The sequence below is a fragment of the Pseudomonas sp. LBUM1644 genome, assembly GCF_059716195.1.
The window spans coordinates 5703254-5718400 of record NZ_CP166812.1 but is presented as its reverse complement, the minus strand read 5'-3'; the positions used below and the strand labels follow the sequence as shown (position 1 = coordinate 5718400).

Annotated in this window: 13 protein-coding genes; all 13 read left to right on the top strand. The window is 60.0% G+C overall.

From position 1 onward, the window contains the following. Positions 1 to 72 precede the first annotated feature (72 nt). The gene (locus ACA052_RS26310; RefSeq protein WP_497647417.1) at positions 73 to 2463 is read left to right on the top strand and encodes a PAS domain-containing sensor histidine kinase; all 2391 of its coding nucleotides are present in this window, start codon (positions 73 to 75) and stop codon (positions 2461 to 2463) included. A gap of 106 nt (positions 2464 to 2569) precedes the next feature. Next, entirely contained in the window at positions 2570 to 3199 is a 630-nt protein-coding gene (locus tag ACA052_RS26305; RefSeq protein WP_150745994.1) for a response regulator, read from the top strand. A gap of 320 nt (positions 3200 to 3519) precedes the next feature. After that, positions 3520 to 4644 (top strand): ABC transporter ATP-binding protein, encoded by a 1125-nt coding sequence (locus tag ACA052_RS26300; protein WP_497647416.1) that lies wholly within the window; start codon positions 3520 to 3522, stop codon positions 4642 to 4644. Between the two features lie 45 nt (positions 4645 to 4689). Further along, positions 4690 to 5733, top strand: a complete 1044-nt coding sequence (locus ACA052_RS26295) for an ABC transporter substrate-binding protein (RefSeq protein WP_497647415.1) — start codon at positions 4690 to 4692, stop codon at positions 5731 to 5733. A gap of 166 nt (positions 5734 to 5899) precedes the next feature. Continuing rightward, on the top strand, positions 5900 to 7147 hold the full coding sequence (locus tag ACA052_RS26290; RefSeq protein ID WP_497647414.1) for an ABC transporter permease: 1248 nt from the start codon (positions 5900 to 5902) through the stop codon (positions 7145 to 7147). 12 nt (positions 7148 to 7159) lie between these two features. After that, on the top strand, positions 7160 to 7984 hold the full coding sequence (locus ACA052_RS26285; protein WP_497647413.1) for an ABC transporter permease: 825 nt from the start codon (positions 7160 to 7162) through the stop codon (positions 7982 to 7984). Positions 7985 to 8211: 227 nt separating this feature from the next. Further along, positions 8212 to 9360 (top strand): iron-containing alcohol dehydrogenase, encoded by a 1149-nt coding sequence (locus tag ACA052_RS26280; protein WP_497647412.1) that lies wholly within the window; start codon positions 8212 to 8214, stop codon positions 9358 to 9360. Positions 9361 to 9476: 116 nt separating this feature from the next. Further along, positions 9477 to 10151: a ribulose-phosphate 3-epimerase gene (gene rpe / locus ACA052_RS26275; RefSeq protein WP_008035979.1), complete on the top strand. Its 675-nt coding sequence runs from the start codon at positions 9477 to 9479 to the stop codon at positions 10149 to 10151. After that, entirely contained in the window at positions 10148 to 10966 is an 819-nt protein-coding gene (locus tag ACA052_RS26270) for a phosphoglycolate phosphatase (RefSeq protein WP_497647411.1), read from the top strand. The genes rpe and ACA052_RS26270 overlap by 4 nt, the downstream gene beginning before the upstream one ends. Before the next feature lie 71 nt (positions 10967 to 11037). Next, complete coding sequence (gene trpE, locus ACA052_RS26265) at positions 11038 to 12519, top strand: anthranilate synthase component I (RefSeq protein WP_497647410.1); 1482 nt, start codon at positions 11038 to 11040, stop codon at positions 12517 to 12519. Positions 12520 to 12631: 112 nt separating this feature from the next. Then, positions 12632 to 13225, top strand: coding sequence for an aminodeoxychorismate/anthranilate synthase component II (locus ACA052_RS26260; RefSeq protein WP_497647409.1), 594 nt, complete (start codon positions 12632 to 12634; stop codon positions 13223 to 13225). Positions 13226 to 13234: 9 nt separating this feature from the next. Next, positions 13235 to 14284, top strand: coding sequence for an anthranilate phosphoribosyltransferase (trpD, locus tag ACA052_RS26255; protein WP_497647408.1), 1050 nt, complete (start codon positions 13235 to 13237; stop codon positions 14282 to 14284). After that, on the top strand, positions 14281 to 15117 hold the full coding sequence (trpC, locus tag ACA052_RS26250; RefSeq protein ID WP_497647407.1) for an indole-3-glycerol phosphate synthase TrpC: 837 nt from the start codon (positions 14281 to 14283) through the stop codon (positions 15115 to 15117). Before trpD ends, trpC begins: the two co-directional genes overlap by 4 nt. Positions 15118 to 15147: the final 30 nt, after the last annotated feature.

Here is a 15147-nt window from a genome sequence, read left to right as displayed (position 1 = left end):
GGATATTCCAGGCCAGAAGTTATTCCGGCAGCCTAATGGGTTGGTCAGTATTTGTCAGTGTGTGAGAGTTCAATGATGCGTTTTCGCTGCCTGTGGGTTATCGGCTGTTTGTGGTTTCCCTTGATGGGTTGGGCGGCTGCCGCGCCACCGGCGCACGCCGCGCAATTGTCCGCAGGCCAGCAGCAATGGCTGGCACAACATGACGAATTACGGGTCGGGCTGGTGTTGCAAGCGCCTTTCGCTCAATACGATCGCCGCTTGCAACGCCTGTCCGGGGTCAACGTAGAGTTGATGAAATGGTTGGCCAAGTCGCTCAAGGTCGAGCTGAGTTGGCGCAACTTTCCCGACCTTGCGCAATTGGAGGCCGCTGCGCGCGAAGGTGAAATCGATATCGCTCCGGGGCTGAGCCAAACCCCTGGCGGGCTGCGTTTATGGCAGTTTTCCGACCCGTACATGCGCGTGCCGCAATTGGTGGTCAGCGACCAGAAAAGCACCGGCGTGGTCGAGCTGGAGAAACTCGACAGCCAGACCCGTGTCGCCGTGCGCATGCCCAGTGCCACCGCCGACTACCTGCGCAGCAATTATCCGCACCTGAACCTTCAAGGCGTGCCCATCGAGCGCCAGGCGTTGCAGTTGTTGCTCAGTCAGCAGGCGAGTTATGCCGTTGTTGATGAGGCGCAACTGGGGCGTCTCTCCATCGAACCGGAGTTTTCCGGGTTATTGGTGGTTGGCGATATTGGTCTGCCGCAATTGCTGCGCGTTGCCACGCGGCGGGACTGGCCGGAGCTTGCCGGCATTGTCGAAACCGCGCTCCGGGCGATCCCGGCCAAGGACCTGGAGCATCTGCACAACCAATGGTTACAGCCCAAATATCCGCGGCTGACCGAGTCCCCGGGGTTCTGGCAAAACCTTTGTCTGCTGTTGGTGGTGCTGGTGATGAGCAGCATGGCTATCGTGTTCTGGCAGCGCCGGCAACAGCACAGTCTGGAGCAACGACTGCTGGCGGCGCGGGAAGACATTGCCTTGCGTGCCGCCAGCGAAGAAGCGTTACGCCTCACCCAGTTTTCCATTGATCAAAGCACAGTCGGCATCCTTTGGGTTAACTGGGATAGCCATGTGCGCTATGCCAACCGCGCGGCCGAAACCATGTTGGGTTATCCGTCAGGCGCAATCATCGACCGGCCGCTGATCGACTTCGAACCCGGCCTGCACATGGACCGCTGGCTGAACCTGTGGAAGCGCGCCCGGGCCAGCGAAGACGGTCCGCAAAGTTTCGAAACCAACTGTGTACGCGCCGACGGCAGCATCTTGCCGGCAGATGTTTCATTGAGCTTCCTGCGGTTTCGCGATGGCGAATACCTGGTGGTCTACCTCAACGACGTCACCGAGCGTCGTCGTGCCCTGGCCGCTTTGCAGGAAAGTGAGGCGCGACTGCAAGGGATCGCCGCCAACGTTCCCGGATTGGTCTTTCGACTGGAGCGGGCGCCGGTGACAGGGCAGATCGACTTTGCCTACATCAGTGAAGGCAGCGAAAGCCTGTCGGGGTATTCGCCGGCCACCCTGGCTCATCGCGACAAAGGCCTGCGCAGCCTGGTGCATCCGGACGACAAGGCCAGTTATCACCAGACCCAGGATCATGCGCTGGATACCGACAGTGACTGGTCCTGGCAAGGACGGATTCTTACCCGGTCGGGCGCGCAGCGCTGGGCCGAGATCAAGGCCATCACCCGTCGGCTCGAAGATGGCGCCTACGTCTGGGATGGCATTGTCTGGGACATCAGTGAAAGCAAGCGCATCGAACTGGAACTGGCCAGCTCCCGAGAGCAGTTGCGCGAATTGTCCGCGCACCTGGAGAGCGTTCGGGAAGAGGAAAAAGCCCGCATCGCCCGGGAAGTTCACGACGAGCTGGGTCAGATGTTGACGGTGTTGAAACTGGAAACCTCCATGTGCGAATTGGCCTACGCCCAGCTCGATCCCGGTCTGAACGAGCGATTGAACAGCATGAAGCGCTTGATTGCGCAGCTTTTCCAGTTGGTACGGGATGTGGCCACGGCGTTGCGGCCACCGATTCTCGATGCGGGCATCGCGTCCGCCATTGAATGGCAGGCCCGCCGTTTCGAGGCGCGCACGCAGATTCCGTGCCTGGTGCAGGTGCCGGACAATCTGCGGGTGCTCAGTGATGCCAAGGCGATTGGTTTGTTCCGCATCCTTCAGGAAGCGCTGACCAATGTGATGCGCCATGCCCAGGCGCATACTGTCGAGCTCACATTGGCGCTGGAGGGCGACGAGTTATGCCTGACGGTCAGTGATGATGGTGTAGGGTTTGTCGCTTCCACCGGTAGGCCGACATCCTTTGGTGTGGTCGGCATGCGTGAGCGGGTGTTGATCATGGGCGGGCAGTTGTCGCTAGAGAGTGAGTTGGGGGAGGGCACGACGTTAGAAGTGCGAGTACCTCTGGATTGATAAAAGATCGCAGACTGCGGCAGCTCCTACATCGGACGCGTACCCTGTAGGAGCTGCCGCAGGCTGCGATCTTTTCGGCATCAACGCGTTTAATGAGGAGAGGCAAGTGATCCGTGTACTGGTAGCCGAAGACCACACCATTGTCCGCGAAGGCATCAAGCAATTGATCGGCCTGGCCAAGGATTTGCTGGTGGTGGGGGAGGCGAGCAATGGCGAACAGTTGCTTGAGACGTTGCGTCATGTGGCCTGCGAAGTGGTGTTGCTGGATATCTCCATGCCTGGCGTAAATGGGCTGGAGGCGATTCCACGGATTCGTGCGCTGAACAATCCGCCGGCGATTCTGGTGCTGTCGATGCACGACGAAGCGCAAATGGCCGCGCGGGCCTTGAAGGTCGGTGCCGCTGGCTACGCGACCAAGGACAGCGATCCGGCGCTGCTGCTGACGGCGATTCGCAAAGTCGCGGCAGGCGGGCGCTACATCGACCCGGACCTGGCCGACCGCATGGTCTTCGAGGTCGGCCTGACCGATTCGCGGCCGCTGCATTCATTGCTCTCGGAACGTGAGTTCTCGGTGTTCGAACGCCTGGCCCAAGGCGCCAACGTTAACGACATCGCCCAGCAACTGGCCTTGAGTAGCAAAACCATCAGCACCCACAAGGCGCGGCTGATGCAAAAACTCAACATCACCTCTCTGGCTGAACTGGTGAAATACGCCATGGAACACAAACTCCTGTAGGAGCTGCCGCAGGCTGCGATCTTTTGATCCTGATCTTCGGTGATCTAAGGCCGCCAAAAGATCGCAGCCTGCGGCAGCTCCTACAGGGGCAAGTCGTCATATCTATTTACGACATGCCCGCGACAGCGCTTTTGCCTGTTCTTGCGGCTTACAGCTAGCAACTTGCCGCTGCTCTATCCAATCCCGTCATCCTTGTAGGGCAATCCCTACCCCCAACCTTCCATCCGGCTGAGGCGATTCTCTCCTGCACCCCGATTTGCGTGCTCCCCAGCGTCCACTAGGCTTAGTCCTCAGCAGTCATCAATAACAAAGGTGTGGGTATGAGCCAGGTCGATTCAAACGCAGGGGCCAGCGACATTCTGGTCAGCTTTCGTGGAGTGCAAAAAAGCTACGACGGCGAGAACCTGATCGTCAAAGACCTCAACCTGGAAATTCGCAAAGGCGAATTCCTCACCCTGCTCGGGCCGTCCGGCTCCGGCAAGACCACCAGCCTGATGATGCTCGCCGGTTTCGAAACACCAACCGCCGGTGAAATCCAGCTGGCCGGACGCTCCATCAACAACGTGCCGCCGCACAAGCGTGACATCGGCATGGTGTTCCAGAACTACGCCTTGTTCCCGCACATGACGGTCGCCGAGAACCTCGCGTTCCCGCTGACGGTGCGCGGTTTGAACAAGAGTGATGTCAGCGACCGGGTCAAACGTGTCCTGAGCATGGTTCAGCTCGACACTTTCGCCCAGCGTTATCCGGCACAACTGTCCGGCGGGCAGCAGCAGCGTGTGGCCCTGGCCCGCGCCCTGGTGTTCGAACCGCAACTGGTGCTGATGGACGAACCCCTCGGCGCACTCGACAAACAACTGCGCGAACACATGCAGATGGAGATCAAGCATCTGCACCAGCGTCTCGGCGTGACCGTGGTCTACGTGACCCACGACCAGGGCGAAGCCCTGACCATGTCTGACCGGGTGGCGGTGTTCCATCAAGGCGAGATCCAGCAGATCGCGCCACCGCGCACGCTGTACGAAGAGCCGAAAAACACCTTCGTCGCCAACTTCATCGGCGAGAACAACCGGCTCAACGGCCGCTTGCACAGTCATACCGGCGACCGCTGCATCGTCGAGCTCGGTCGCGGTGAAAAGGTTGAGGCCCTGGCGGTCAACGTCGGCAAGACCGGCGAGCCCGTCACCCTGTCGATTCGCCCGGAACGCGTGAGCCTCAATGGCTCCAGCGAGTCCTGTGTCAACCGCTTCTCAGGGAGGGTGGCGGAATTCATCTATCTGGGCGACCACGTCCGGGTTCGCTTGGAAGTCTGCGGCAAGACCGACTTCTTTGTGAAACAACCGATTGCCGAGCTTGATCCTGCGCTCGCCGTCGGCGACGTGGTACCGCTTGGCTGGCAGGTCGAACACGTACGCGCGCTCGACCCACTTTTAGAGGCGAACTGATCGCCCCCCTGCTTCAACCAACCCTGCACGTGGAGAGAACAATAAATGTTGAGATCCCTGAAATTCACCGCTTTGGTCATGGGCATGATCGGCGCGGCACACGCGATGGCGGCGGGCCCGGACCTGACCGTGGTGTCCTTTGGCGGGGCGAACAAGGCGGCGCAGGTCAAAGCCTTCTACGCACCGTGGGAAGCAGCAGGCAACGGCAAGATCGTGGCGGGCGAGTACAACGGCGAAATGGCCAAGGTCAAAGCCATGGTCGACACCAAAAGCGTGTCCTGGGACCTGGTGGAAGTTGAGTCGCCAGAGCTGTCTCGTGGTTGCGACGAAGACATGTTCGAACAACTCGACCCGGCGCTGTTCGGCAAATCCGAAGATTACGTCAAAGGCGCTATCCAGCCTTGCGGCGTGGGCTTCTTCGTGTGGTCGACCGTGTTGGCTTACAACGCCGACAAGGTAAAATCTGCACCGACCAGCTGGGTGGATTTCTGGGACACCAAGAAATTCCCAGGCAAGCGCGGCCTGCGCAAGGGTGCCAAGTACACCCTGGAATTCGCACTGATGGCTGACGGCGTTGCGCCGAAAGACGTCTACAAGGTGCTGGCCGGCAAGGATGGCCAGGATCGCGCGTTCAAGAAGCTTGATGAACTCAAGCCAAACATTCAGTGGTGGGAAGCCGGCGCTCAACCGCCGCAATACCTTGCTTCGGGTGACGTGGTCATGAGCTCGGCCTACAACGGCCGGATCGCTGCCGTGCAGAAAGAAAGCAATCTCAAAGTCGTGTGGAATGGCGGTATCTACGACTTCGACGCATGGGCCATTCCAAAAGGCCTGGACAAGGCGCGGGCTGAAGCGGCGAAAAAATTCATCGCTTTCTCGGTGATGCCACAGCAGCAGAAGACCTACTCGGAAAACATCGCCTACGGCCCGGCCAACATCCAGGCTGTACCGTTGCTGACCAAGGATGTCCTGAAAGACATGCCGACCACCCCGGAAAACATCGCCAACCAGGTGCAGATCGACGTCAGCTTCTGGGCTGACAACGGCGAGCAACTGGAACAGCGCTTCAATTCCTGGGCTGCGAAGTAGGAGCTGCCGAAGGCTGCGATCTTTTGATCTTCAGCGGTATTAGCGCCGCCAAAAGATCGCAGGCTGCGCCAGCTCCTACAGGTGCCGGTGTCTATTTCAAGAACATTGATGCAATGCGGCATCACCCTGCGTGATGTCGCCCATCCAAAGATTTCCGGAGTACGCCATGGCCACCGCCATTCCCCTGAACGCGGGCACTGACCCCACCTTGAAGCAGCGGCTCAAGCACGCCGAGCGGATCAACCGCTGGAAAGCACAAGCCTTGATCGCGCCATTGGTGCTGTTTCTGTTGCTGGTGTTCCTGGTGCCGATCGTGGCGCTGCTCTACAAAAGTGTCGGTAACCCGGAAGTGGTGGGCGGCATGCCACGCACCGTGACGGCTATCGCCAGTTGGGATGGCCGAGGCCTGCCCGCTGAAACGGTTTACAAGGCAGCCAGCGAAGACCTCGCTGAAGCGCGCAAGAATCAGACGTTGGGCGACCTGTCCAAGCGCTTGAACATGGAATTGGCCGGCTACCGCAGCCTGCTGACCAAAACCGCCCGTGCCTTGCCGTTCGCCACTGAACCGGCCTCTTATAAAGAAGCGCTGGAAGGCCTGGACGAGCGCTGGGGTGACCCGGCCTATTGGCAAGCCGTGCGCCGCAATACCGCCAGCATCACGCCTTTTTACCTGCTGGCGGCGGTCGATCACCGGATCGACGACCTCGGCGAAGTCGCCCCGGCCACACCGGACCAGGCGATCTACCTCGACATCTTCGCCCGGACGTTCTGGATGGGCCTGATCATCACCGGGATCTGCCTGTTGCTGGCTTACCCCTTGGCGTACCTGCTGGCGAACCTGCCGTCACGCCAAAGTAACTTGCTGATGATTTTGGTGTTGCTGCCGTTCTGGACCTCGATTCTGGTGCGCGTCGCGGCGTGGATCGTGTTGCTGCAATCGGGCGGGCTGATCAACAGTGGCCTGATGGCCATGGGCATCATCGATAAGCCGCTGGAGCTGGTGTTCAACCGCACCGGGGTCTACATCTCGATGGTACACATCCTGCTGCCGTTCATGATTTTGCCCATCTACAGCGTGATGAAAGGCATCTCGCCGACTTACATGCGTGCCGCGATTTCCCTCGGTTGCCACCCGTTTGCCAGCTTCTGGCGGGTGTACTTCCCGCAGACCTATGCCGGTGTCGGCGCCGGTTGCCTGCTGGTGTTCATCCTCGCCATCGGCTACTACATCACCCCGGCGTTGCTGGGCAGCCCGAACGATCAGATGGTCAGCTACTTCGTCGCCTTCTACACCAACACCAGCATCAACTGGGGCATGGCGACCGCACTCGGTGGGCTGCTGCTGTTGGCGACTGTGGTGCTTTATCTGATTTACAGCTGGCTGGTGGGCGCCAGTCGCCTGCGCCTGAGCTAAGGGGAGAATGAAATGCTGAGTCCTTATATGTCGCCTATTGAGCGGGCGTGGTTCTACAGTTTGCGGATTCTCTGCGGCTTGATTTTGTTGTTCCTGATCCTGCCGGTGCTGGTGATTATTCCGCTGTCGTTCAATTCGGGCAGTTTCCTGGTCTATCCGCTGCAAGGTTTCTCCCTGCATTGGTATCAGGACTTCTTCGCCTCGGCCGAGTGGATGCGCTCGCTGAAGAACAGCATCATCGTCGCTCCGGCGGCGACCGTATTGGCGATGGTGTTCGGTACGCTGGCGGCGATTGGGCTGACGCGGGGCGACTTCCCGGGCAAGCCGCTGGTGATGGCCCTGGTGATTTCGCCGATGGTAGTGCCGGTGGTGATCATCGGTGTGGCCAGTTATCTGTTCTTTGCGCCGCTGGGCCTGGGCAACAGCTTCTTTTCGCTGATCGTGGTGCACGCGGTGTTGGGCGTGCCTTTTGTGATCATCACGGTGTCGGCGACGTTGCAGGGGTTCAACCAGAACCTGGTGCGCGCCGCTGCCAGCCTGGGGGCTTCGCCGTTGACAGCGTTTCGTCGAGTGACCTTGCCGCTGATTGCGCCGGGCGTGATTTCCGGGGCTTTGTTCGCCTTCGCGACGTCGTTCGATGAAGTGGTGGTTACGCTGTTCCTCGCAGGTCCCGAACAAGCGACCTTGCCTCGGCAGATGTTCAGCGGCATCCGCGAAAACCTCAGCCCGACCATCGCCGCTGCTGCGACGCTGCTGATCGCCTTCTCGGTGATCCTGCTGCTGACCCTGGAATGGCTGCGTGGCCGCAGCGAAAAACTGCGCACCGCTCAGGTCTGACACGGTCCAGCGAACTGTGCTCGTCACGGGGCCACTGTAGGAGCTGCCGCAGGCTGCGATCTTTTGATCTTAAAAAATCAACGTCAAAAGATCGCAGCCTGCGGCAGCTCCTACAGGAATTTGCGGGGTTTTCGGGATCTTGGGTCATTCACAACCTGAATAGCAGACAACTCCCAATCCCCAGCTACTATTGTGCCCAGCTCCCCCATCTATAAGAGGCTGCGCACATGAGTCTTTCCTCTTTCAAAATCGCCCACAAACTGATCACCGGCGCAGGTGCCATCGAGCAACTGGCTGCCGAGCTGACGCGTCTGGACATCGACAACCCACTGATCGTCACCGACGCCGCGCTGGTCAAGTCCGGCACGGTAGCGCTGGCGCTGGCGCAGCTGGGGGATCGGAGCTACGAGATTTTCGACCGTGTATTGCCAGACCCTGAAATCGCCATCGTCGAAGACTGCATGCGGGTTTACCGCGAAGGCGGGCATGACGGCCTGATCGGTTTGGGCGGCGGCAGTGCGATTGACATCGCCAAGAGCGTCGCGGCCTATGCCGGTTATCACGGCGCGCTGGAGGATTTGTTCGGCATCGATCAAGTCCCGCGCAAAGGTCCACCGCTGATCGCCATCCCGACCACCGCCGGCACCGGCTCGGAAGTGACCAACGTCGCGATCCTCTCCGACAAGGTCGCGCAGTTGAAAAAAGGCATCGTCAGCGACTATCTATTGCCTGACGTGGCATTGGTCAGCCCGCAAATGACCCTGACCTGCCCACGCGGTGTCACCGCTGCCAGTGGCGTCGATGCGCTGGTGCACGCCATCGAGTCTTATCTTTCAGTCAACGCCTCGGCGATTACCGACGCGCTGGCCATCGGCGCGATCAAGTTGATTGCCAAGGCGTTGCCCAAGGCCTACGCCAATCCGTCCAACCTGCAAGCCCGAGAAGACATGGCCACCGCCAGCCTGATGGCCGGCATGGCCTTCGGCAATGCGGGCGTCGGTGCGGTGCATGCGCTGGCGTATCCGCTGGGCGGGCGGTTCAACATTGCCCACGGCGTCAGCAACGCCCTGTTGCTGCCGTATGTCATGACCTGGAACAAGATGGCCTGCGTCGAGCGCATGCAGGATATTGCCGAGGCCATGGGGGTGAAAACCGCTCATCTGAGCGCCAATGAAGCGGCCGACAAAGCCGTCGAGGCGATGACCGAGCTGTGCGCTGCCGTGGAAATCCCCTCGGGCCTGCGCAGTTTCGGCGTTCCAGAGGACGCCATCCCGGCCATGGCCGTGGAAGCTGCGGGCATTGAGCGTCTGATGCGCAACAATCCACGCAAGTTGAGCGCTGTCGATATCGAGAAGATCTACCGAGCTGCGTACTAGAGCCTGCGGTCACTTATTGATTGAAGGCAGGCCCAATCATCGCGGCCACAGTGCGCGCGCCAAAGCATGAGGTATACAATGCGCGCCATTGTGATTCTGCTCAAAAAAGGTGCGTCATGCAGCCCTTCGTAATTGCTCCGTCGATTCTTTCCGCCGACTTCGCCCGCCTGGGTGAAGAAGTGGACAACGTCCTGGCCGCCGGTGCCGACTTCGTGCACTTCGACGTCATGGACAACCACTACGTGCCGAACCTGACCATCGGCCCGATGGTCTGTGCCGCGCTGCGCAAGTACGGCGTGACCGCGCCCATCGACGCGCACCTGATGGTCAGCCCGGTGGACCGCATCGTCGGTGACTTCATCGAAGCCGGCGCGACCTACATCACCTTCCACCCGGAAGCCACGCAACACGTCGACCGTTCCCTGCAACTGATCCGCGAAGGCGGCTGCAAATCGGGCCTGGTGTTCAACCCGGCGACGCCGCTGGACGTGCTCAAGTACGTGATGGACAAGGTCGACATGATCCTGCTGATGAGCGTCAACCCGGGTTTCGGCGGGCAGAAGTTCATTCCTGGCACGCTCGACAAGCTGCGTGAGGCGCGCGCGCTGATCGACGCTTCTGGCCGTGACATTCGCCTCGAAATCGACGGTGGGGTGAACGTGAACAACATTCGTGAAATCGCCGCGGCTGGCGCCGACACTTTCGTGGCGGGCTCGGCGATCTTCAATGCGCCGAATTACCAGGAAGTGATCGAGAAGATGCGTTCCGAACTGGCACTGGCCCGCCCATGAGCGGCTTTGAGCAGCTGTTCCCCGGCCGCCTGCCGCGTCTGGTGATGTTCGATCTGGATGGCACCCTGGTCGATTCCGTCCCCGATCTCGCGGCAGCGGTTGATAACATGTTGCTCAAACTCGGGCGCAAACCTGCCGGCATCGAATCGGTGCGCGACTGGGTAGGCAACGGCGTGCACACGCTGGTGCGCCGGGCCTTGGCCAACCACATCGACGCCGAGGGTGTCGATGAGGTCGAAGCCGAACATGCCCTGGAATTGTTCAACGGCTTTTATGAGGACGGTCACGACCTGACGGTGGTTTACCCCGGCGTCCGCGACACCCTCAAGTGGCTGAACAAGCAAGGCGTGGAAATGGCCCTGATCACTAACAAGCCGGAGCGCTTCGTCGCACCGCTGCTGGATCAGATGAAAATCGGCCGTTACTTCAAATGGATCATCGGCGGCGACACCCTGCCACAGAAGAAACCTGACCCGGCCGCGCTGTTTTTCGTGATGAAAATGGCCAACATCCCTGCTTCGCAATCGTTGTTCGTCGGCGATTCGCGCAGTGACGTGCTGGCGGCAAAAGCAGCGGGGGTCAAGTGTGTGGCACTCAGTTATGGCTATAACCACGGCCGGCCGATTGCAGAAGAGTCGCCAGCGCTGGTGATCGACGACCTGCGCAAGCTAATTCCCGGTTGCCTGGATCCGGCCGCTGAGATAACGTTGGCCGACGCTGTTCAACCCCCTTCTGGAAACGCCATCGTGGTGGTCACTCGCAAACTCTGGATGAAAGTCATCAAGGCCCTGGCCCGCTGGCGTTGGCGCGCCTGACTTGTTCCTGGCCGGCGTACCGGCGCGTTTGCATACCTGACTGTTAGACCCTCAAGCCACGAGGCTACCCCATGATCCGCGAAGAATTCCTGCGTTTGGCCGCTGCCGGCTATAACCGCATCCCGCTTGCCTGTGAAACCCTGGCCGATTTCGACACACCGCTGTCGATCTACCTGAAACTGGCCGACGAGCCCAACTCTTATCTGCTCGAATCCGTTCAGGGCGGGGAAAAGTGGGGGCGTTATTCGATCATCGGCTTGCCGTGCCGCACCGTGCTGCGGGTTCATGACCATCACATCAGTGTGACTCACGACGGCGTCGAGATCGAAAGCCACGAGGCTGAAGACCCGCTGGCCTTCGTCGAAGAATTCAAGGCCCGTTACAACGTGCCGACCATCGCCGGCCTGCCGCGTTTCAACGGCGGCCTGGTGGGTTACTTCGGTTACGACTGCGTGCGCTATGTGGAAAAGCGTCTGGGCAAGTGCCCGAACCCGGACCCGCTGGGCGTACCGGACATTCTGCTGATGGTGTCCGATGCGGTGGTGGTGTTCGACAACCTCGCCGGCAAGATGCACGCAATCGTCCTGGCCGATCCGGCGCAGGCCGATGCCTTCGAGCAAGGTCAGGCGCGCCTGGAAGAACTGCTGGAAAAACTCCGTCAGCCGATCACGCCGCGCCGTGGTCTCGACTTCAGCAAGCAGCAATCGGCCGATCCTGTGTTCCGCTCCAGTTTCACCCAGGACGATTACGAAAAAGCCGTCGATACCATCAAGGAATACATCCTGGCCGGCGACTGCATGCAGGTCGTGCCGTCCCAGCGCATGTCGATCGACTTCAAGGCGGCGCCCATCGATCTGTACCGGGCGCTGCGTTGCTTCAACCCGACGCCTTATATGTACTTCTTCAACTTCGGCGACTTCCACGTCGTTGGCAGTTCGCCGGAAGTGCTGGTGCGGGTCGAAGACAACCTGATCACCGTGCGTCCGATTGCCGGCACTCGCCCGCGCGGGGCCAACGAAGAGGCTGACCTGGCGCTGGAAAAGGACCTGCTGTCCGACGACAAGGAAATCGCCGAGCACCTGATGCTGATCGACCTGGGCCGTAACGACACGGGTCGCGTATCGGAAATCGGTTCGGTGAAACTCACCGAGAAAATGGTCATCGAGCGTTATTCCAACGTGATGCACATCGTGTCCAACGTCACTGGCCAGTTGAAAGCCGGGCTGACGGCGATGGACGCACTGCGGGCGATCCTGCCGGCGGGCACGTTGTCTGGCGCACCGAAGATTCGCGCGATGGAAATCATCGACGAATTGGAACCGGTCAAGCGTGGCGTCTACGGCGGCGCGGTCGGTTACTTCGCCTGGAACGGCAACATGGACACCGCCATTGCGATCCGCACGGCGGTGATCAAGAACGGCGAACTGCACGTGCAGGCCGGTGGCGGCATTGTGGCCGACTCCGTGCCGGCGCTGGAATGGGAAGAAACCCTGAACAAGCGTCGCGCCATGTTCCGTGCAGTCGCCCTGGCTGAACAAACCCCGGAAAGCTGACCGATGAGTGTTGCCCGTATGACATGCCGCTTTGACTGACAAAGCGCTGGACGCTGCGGGCAACCCGTTCGAAGGCTGTATTTAAAGTCAGTGAATTCAAGAGGTTTAAGCCATGTTGCTGATGATCGATAACTACGACTCTTTTACCTACAACGTTGTGCAATACCTTGGTGAGCTCGGCTCCCAGGTCAAAGTCGTGCGCAACGATGAGCTCACCATCGCCGAAATCGAAGCCCTCAACCCTGAGCGGATCGTCGTTTCTCCCGGTCCTTGCACGCCGACCGAAGCCGGCATTTCCATTGAAGCGATCAAGCATTTCGCCGGCAAGCTGCCGATTCTGGGCGTTTGCCTCGGCCACCAGTCCATCGGCCAGGCCTTTGGCGGCGATGTGGTTCGCGCCCGTCAGGTCATGCACGGCAAGACCAGCCCGGTGTTCCACGAGGACAAGGGTGTATTCGAAGGCTTGAATCACCCATTGACCGTCACCCGCTATCACTCGCTGATCGTCAAGCGTGAAACCCTGCCAGGCTGCCTGGAACTGACCGCCTGGACCCAGCTCGAAGACGGATCGGTCGACGAGATCATGGGCCTGCGCCACAAGACCCTGAACATCGAAGGTGTGCAATTCCACCCTGAGTCGATCCTGACCGAGCAGGGCCACGAACTGTTCGCCAACTTCCTTAAACAAACCGGCGGCACGCGCTAAGGACTTTCCATGAATATCAAGACAGCCCTGAGCCGTATCGTCGATCAGCTCGACCTCAGCACCGATGAAATGCGCGATGTGATGCGCGAAATCATGACCGGGCAATGCACGGACGCGCAGATCGGCGCGTTCATGATGGCCATGCGCATGAAGAGCGAAAGCATCGACGAAATCGTCGGCGCCGTATCAGTCATGCGCGAGCTGGCGGACAAAGTTGAACTCAAGACCCTCGACGGCGTGGTCGATGTGGTCGGCACCGGCGGCGATGGTGCGAACATTTTCAACGTTTCCACCGCTTCCTCGTTTGTAGTCGCGGCGGCCGGTTGCACCGTCGCCAAGCACGGCAACCGCGCGGTGTCGGGCAAAAGCGGGAGTGCTGACCTGCTGGAAGCAGCCGGTATCTACCTGAACCTGACCCCGGTCCAGGTGGCGCGTTGCATCGACAACGTCGGCATCGGCTTCATGTTTGCCCAGACCCATCACAGTGCCATGAAGCACGCTGCCGGCCCGCGTCGCGAGCTGGGCTTGCGCACGCTGTTCAACATGCTCGGCCCGCTTACGAATCCGGCCGGCGTGAAACACCAGGTAGTGGGCGTGTTCAGCCAGGCGTTGTGCCGGCCGCTGGCCGAAGTCTTGCAGCGTCTTGGCAGCAAACATGTGCTTGTCGTGCATTCCAAGGATGGCCTGGACGAATTCAGTCTGGCGGCGCCAACTTTTGTCGCGGAATTGAAGAATGACCAGGTCACCGAATATTGGGTCGAGCCGGAAGACCTGGGCATGAAGAGCCAGAGCCTGCATGGCCTGGCGGTGGAAAGCCCGGCGGCGTCCCTTGAGCTGATTCGCGATGCCTTGGGCAAGCGCAAGACCGAGAACGGTCAGAAAGCTGCCGAGATGATCGTGCTCAATGCCGGTGCGGCACTGTACGCCGCCGACCTGGCGACCAGTTTGAAAGAAGGCGTTGCCCTGGCGCACGATGCGCTGCACACAGGCCTCGCTCGGGAGAAACTTGAGGAGTTGGGTGCATTTACCGCGGTATTCAAAGTGGAGAATGAGGGATGAGTGTACCGACGGTTCTGGAAAACATTCTGGCGCGCAAAGTCCAGGAAGTCGCCGAGCGTAGCGCTCGTGTGAGTCTGGCGGAGCTGGAAAGTCTGGCCAAGGCGGCCGATGCACCCCGTGGATTTGCCAAGGCATTGTTGGCTCAGGCCAAGCTCAAGCAGCCGGCGGTCATTGCTGAAATCAAGAAAGCTTCGCCGAGCAAGGGTGTGATTCGCGAGAACTTCGTTCCCGCCGACATCGCCAAGAGCTATGAGAAGGGCGGCGCGACCTGTCTTTCGGTGCTCACCGATATCGATTACTTCCAGGGCGCTGACGTGTATCTGCAACAGGCTCGTGCGGCGTGCAAACTGCCGGTGATCCGCAAGGATTTCATGATCGATCCGTACCAGATCGTCGAAGCGCGTGCCTTGGGCGCCGACTGCGTGCTGTTGATCGTCTCCGCCCTGGATGACGTGAAAATGGCCGAGCTGGCTGCCGTGGCGAAAAGCGTCGGCCTCGACGTGTTGGTGGAAGTTCACGACGGCAACGAGCTGGAGCGGGCCTTGAAAGCCCTCGACACGCCGTTGGTCGGCGTGAACAACCGCAATTTGCACACCTTCGACGTCAGCCTGGAAACCACGCTTGATCTGCTGCCGCGTATCCCGCGTGATCGTTTGGTGATTACCGAAAGTGGCATCCTCAATCGGGCCGATGTCGAGCTGATGGAAATCAGCGATGTATATGCATTCCTGGTCGGCGAAGCGTTCATGCGCGCCGAAAGCCCGGGCACCGAACTGCAGCGCCTGTTCTTCCCTGAGCGTGGCGTTGCTCTCAGCGGCTCGACCCTCGACTGAGACATTTTCGCAGGCAACCCGATTCCCTGT

What these genes read in the sequence shown, in the direction of transcription:
- ACA052_RS26310 (WP_497647417.1), top strand. Translation starts at nt 73, where the DNA reads ATGATGCGTTTTCGCTGCCTGTGGGTTATCGGCTGTTTGTGGTTTCCC.
- ACA052_RS26300 (WP_497647416.1), top strand. Translation starts at nt 3,520, where the DNA reads ATGAGCCAGGTCGATTCAAACGCAGGGGCCAGCGACATTCTGGTCAGC.
- ACA052_RS26295 (WP_497647415.1), top strand. Translation starts at nt 4,690, where the DNA reads ATGTTGAGATCCCTGAAATTCACCGCTTTGGTCATGGGCATGATCGGC.
- ACA052_RS26290 (WP_497647414.1), top strand. Translation starts at nt 5,900, where the DNA reads ATGGCCACCGCCATTCCCCTGAACGCGGGCACTGACCCCACCTTGAAG.
- ACA052_RS26285 (WP_497647413.1), top strand. Translation starts at nt 7,160, where the DNA reads ATGCTGAGTCCTTATATGTCGCCTATTGAGCGGGCGTGGTTCTACAGT.
- ACA052_RS26280 (WP_497647412.1), top strand. Translation starts at nt 8,212, where the DNA reads ATGAGTCTTTCCTCTTTCAAAATCGCCCACAAACTGATCACCGGCGCA.
- rpe (WP_008035979.1), top strand. Translation starts at nt 9,477, where the DNA reads ATGCAGCCCTTCGTAATTGCTCCGTCGATTCTTTCCGCCGACTTCGCC.
- ACA052_RS26270 (WP_497647411.1), top strand. Translation starts at nt 10,148, where the DNA reads ATGAGCGGCTTTGAGCAGCTGTTCCCCGGCCGCCTGCCGCGTCTGGTG.
- trpE (WP_497647410.1), top strand. Translation starts at nt 11,038, where the DNA reads ATGATCCGCGAAGAATTCCTGCGTTTGGCCGCTGCCGGCTATAACCGC.
- ACA052_RS26260 (WP_497647409.1), top strand. Translation starts at nt 12,632, where the DNA reads ATGTTGCTGATGATCGATAACTACGACTCTTTTACCTACAACGTTGTG.
- trpD (WP_497647408.1), top strand. Translation starts at nt 13,235, where the DNA reads ATGAATATCAAGACAGCCCTGAGCCGTATCGTCGATCAGCTCGACCTC.
- trpC (WP_497647407.1), top strand. Translation starts at nt 14,281, where the DNA reads ATGAGTGTACCGACGGTTCTGGAAAACATTCTGGCGCGCAAAGTCCAG.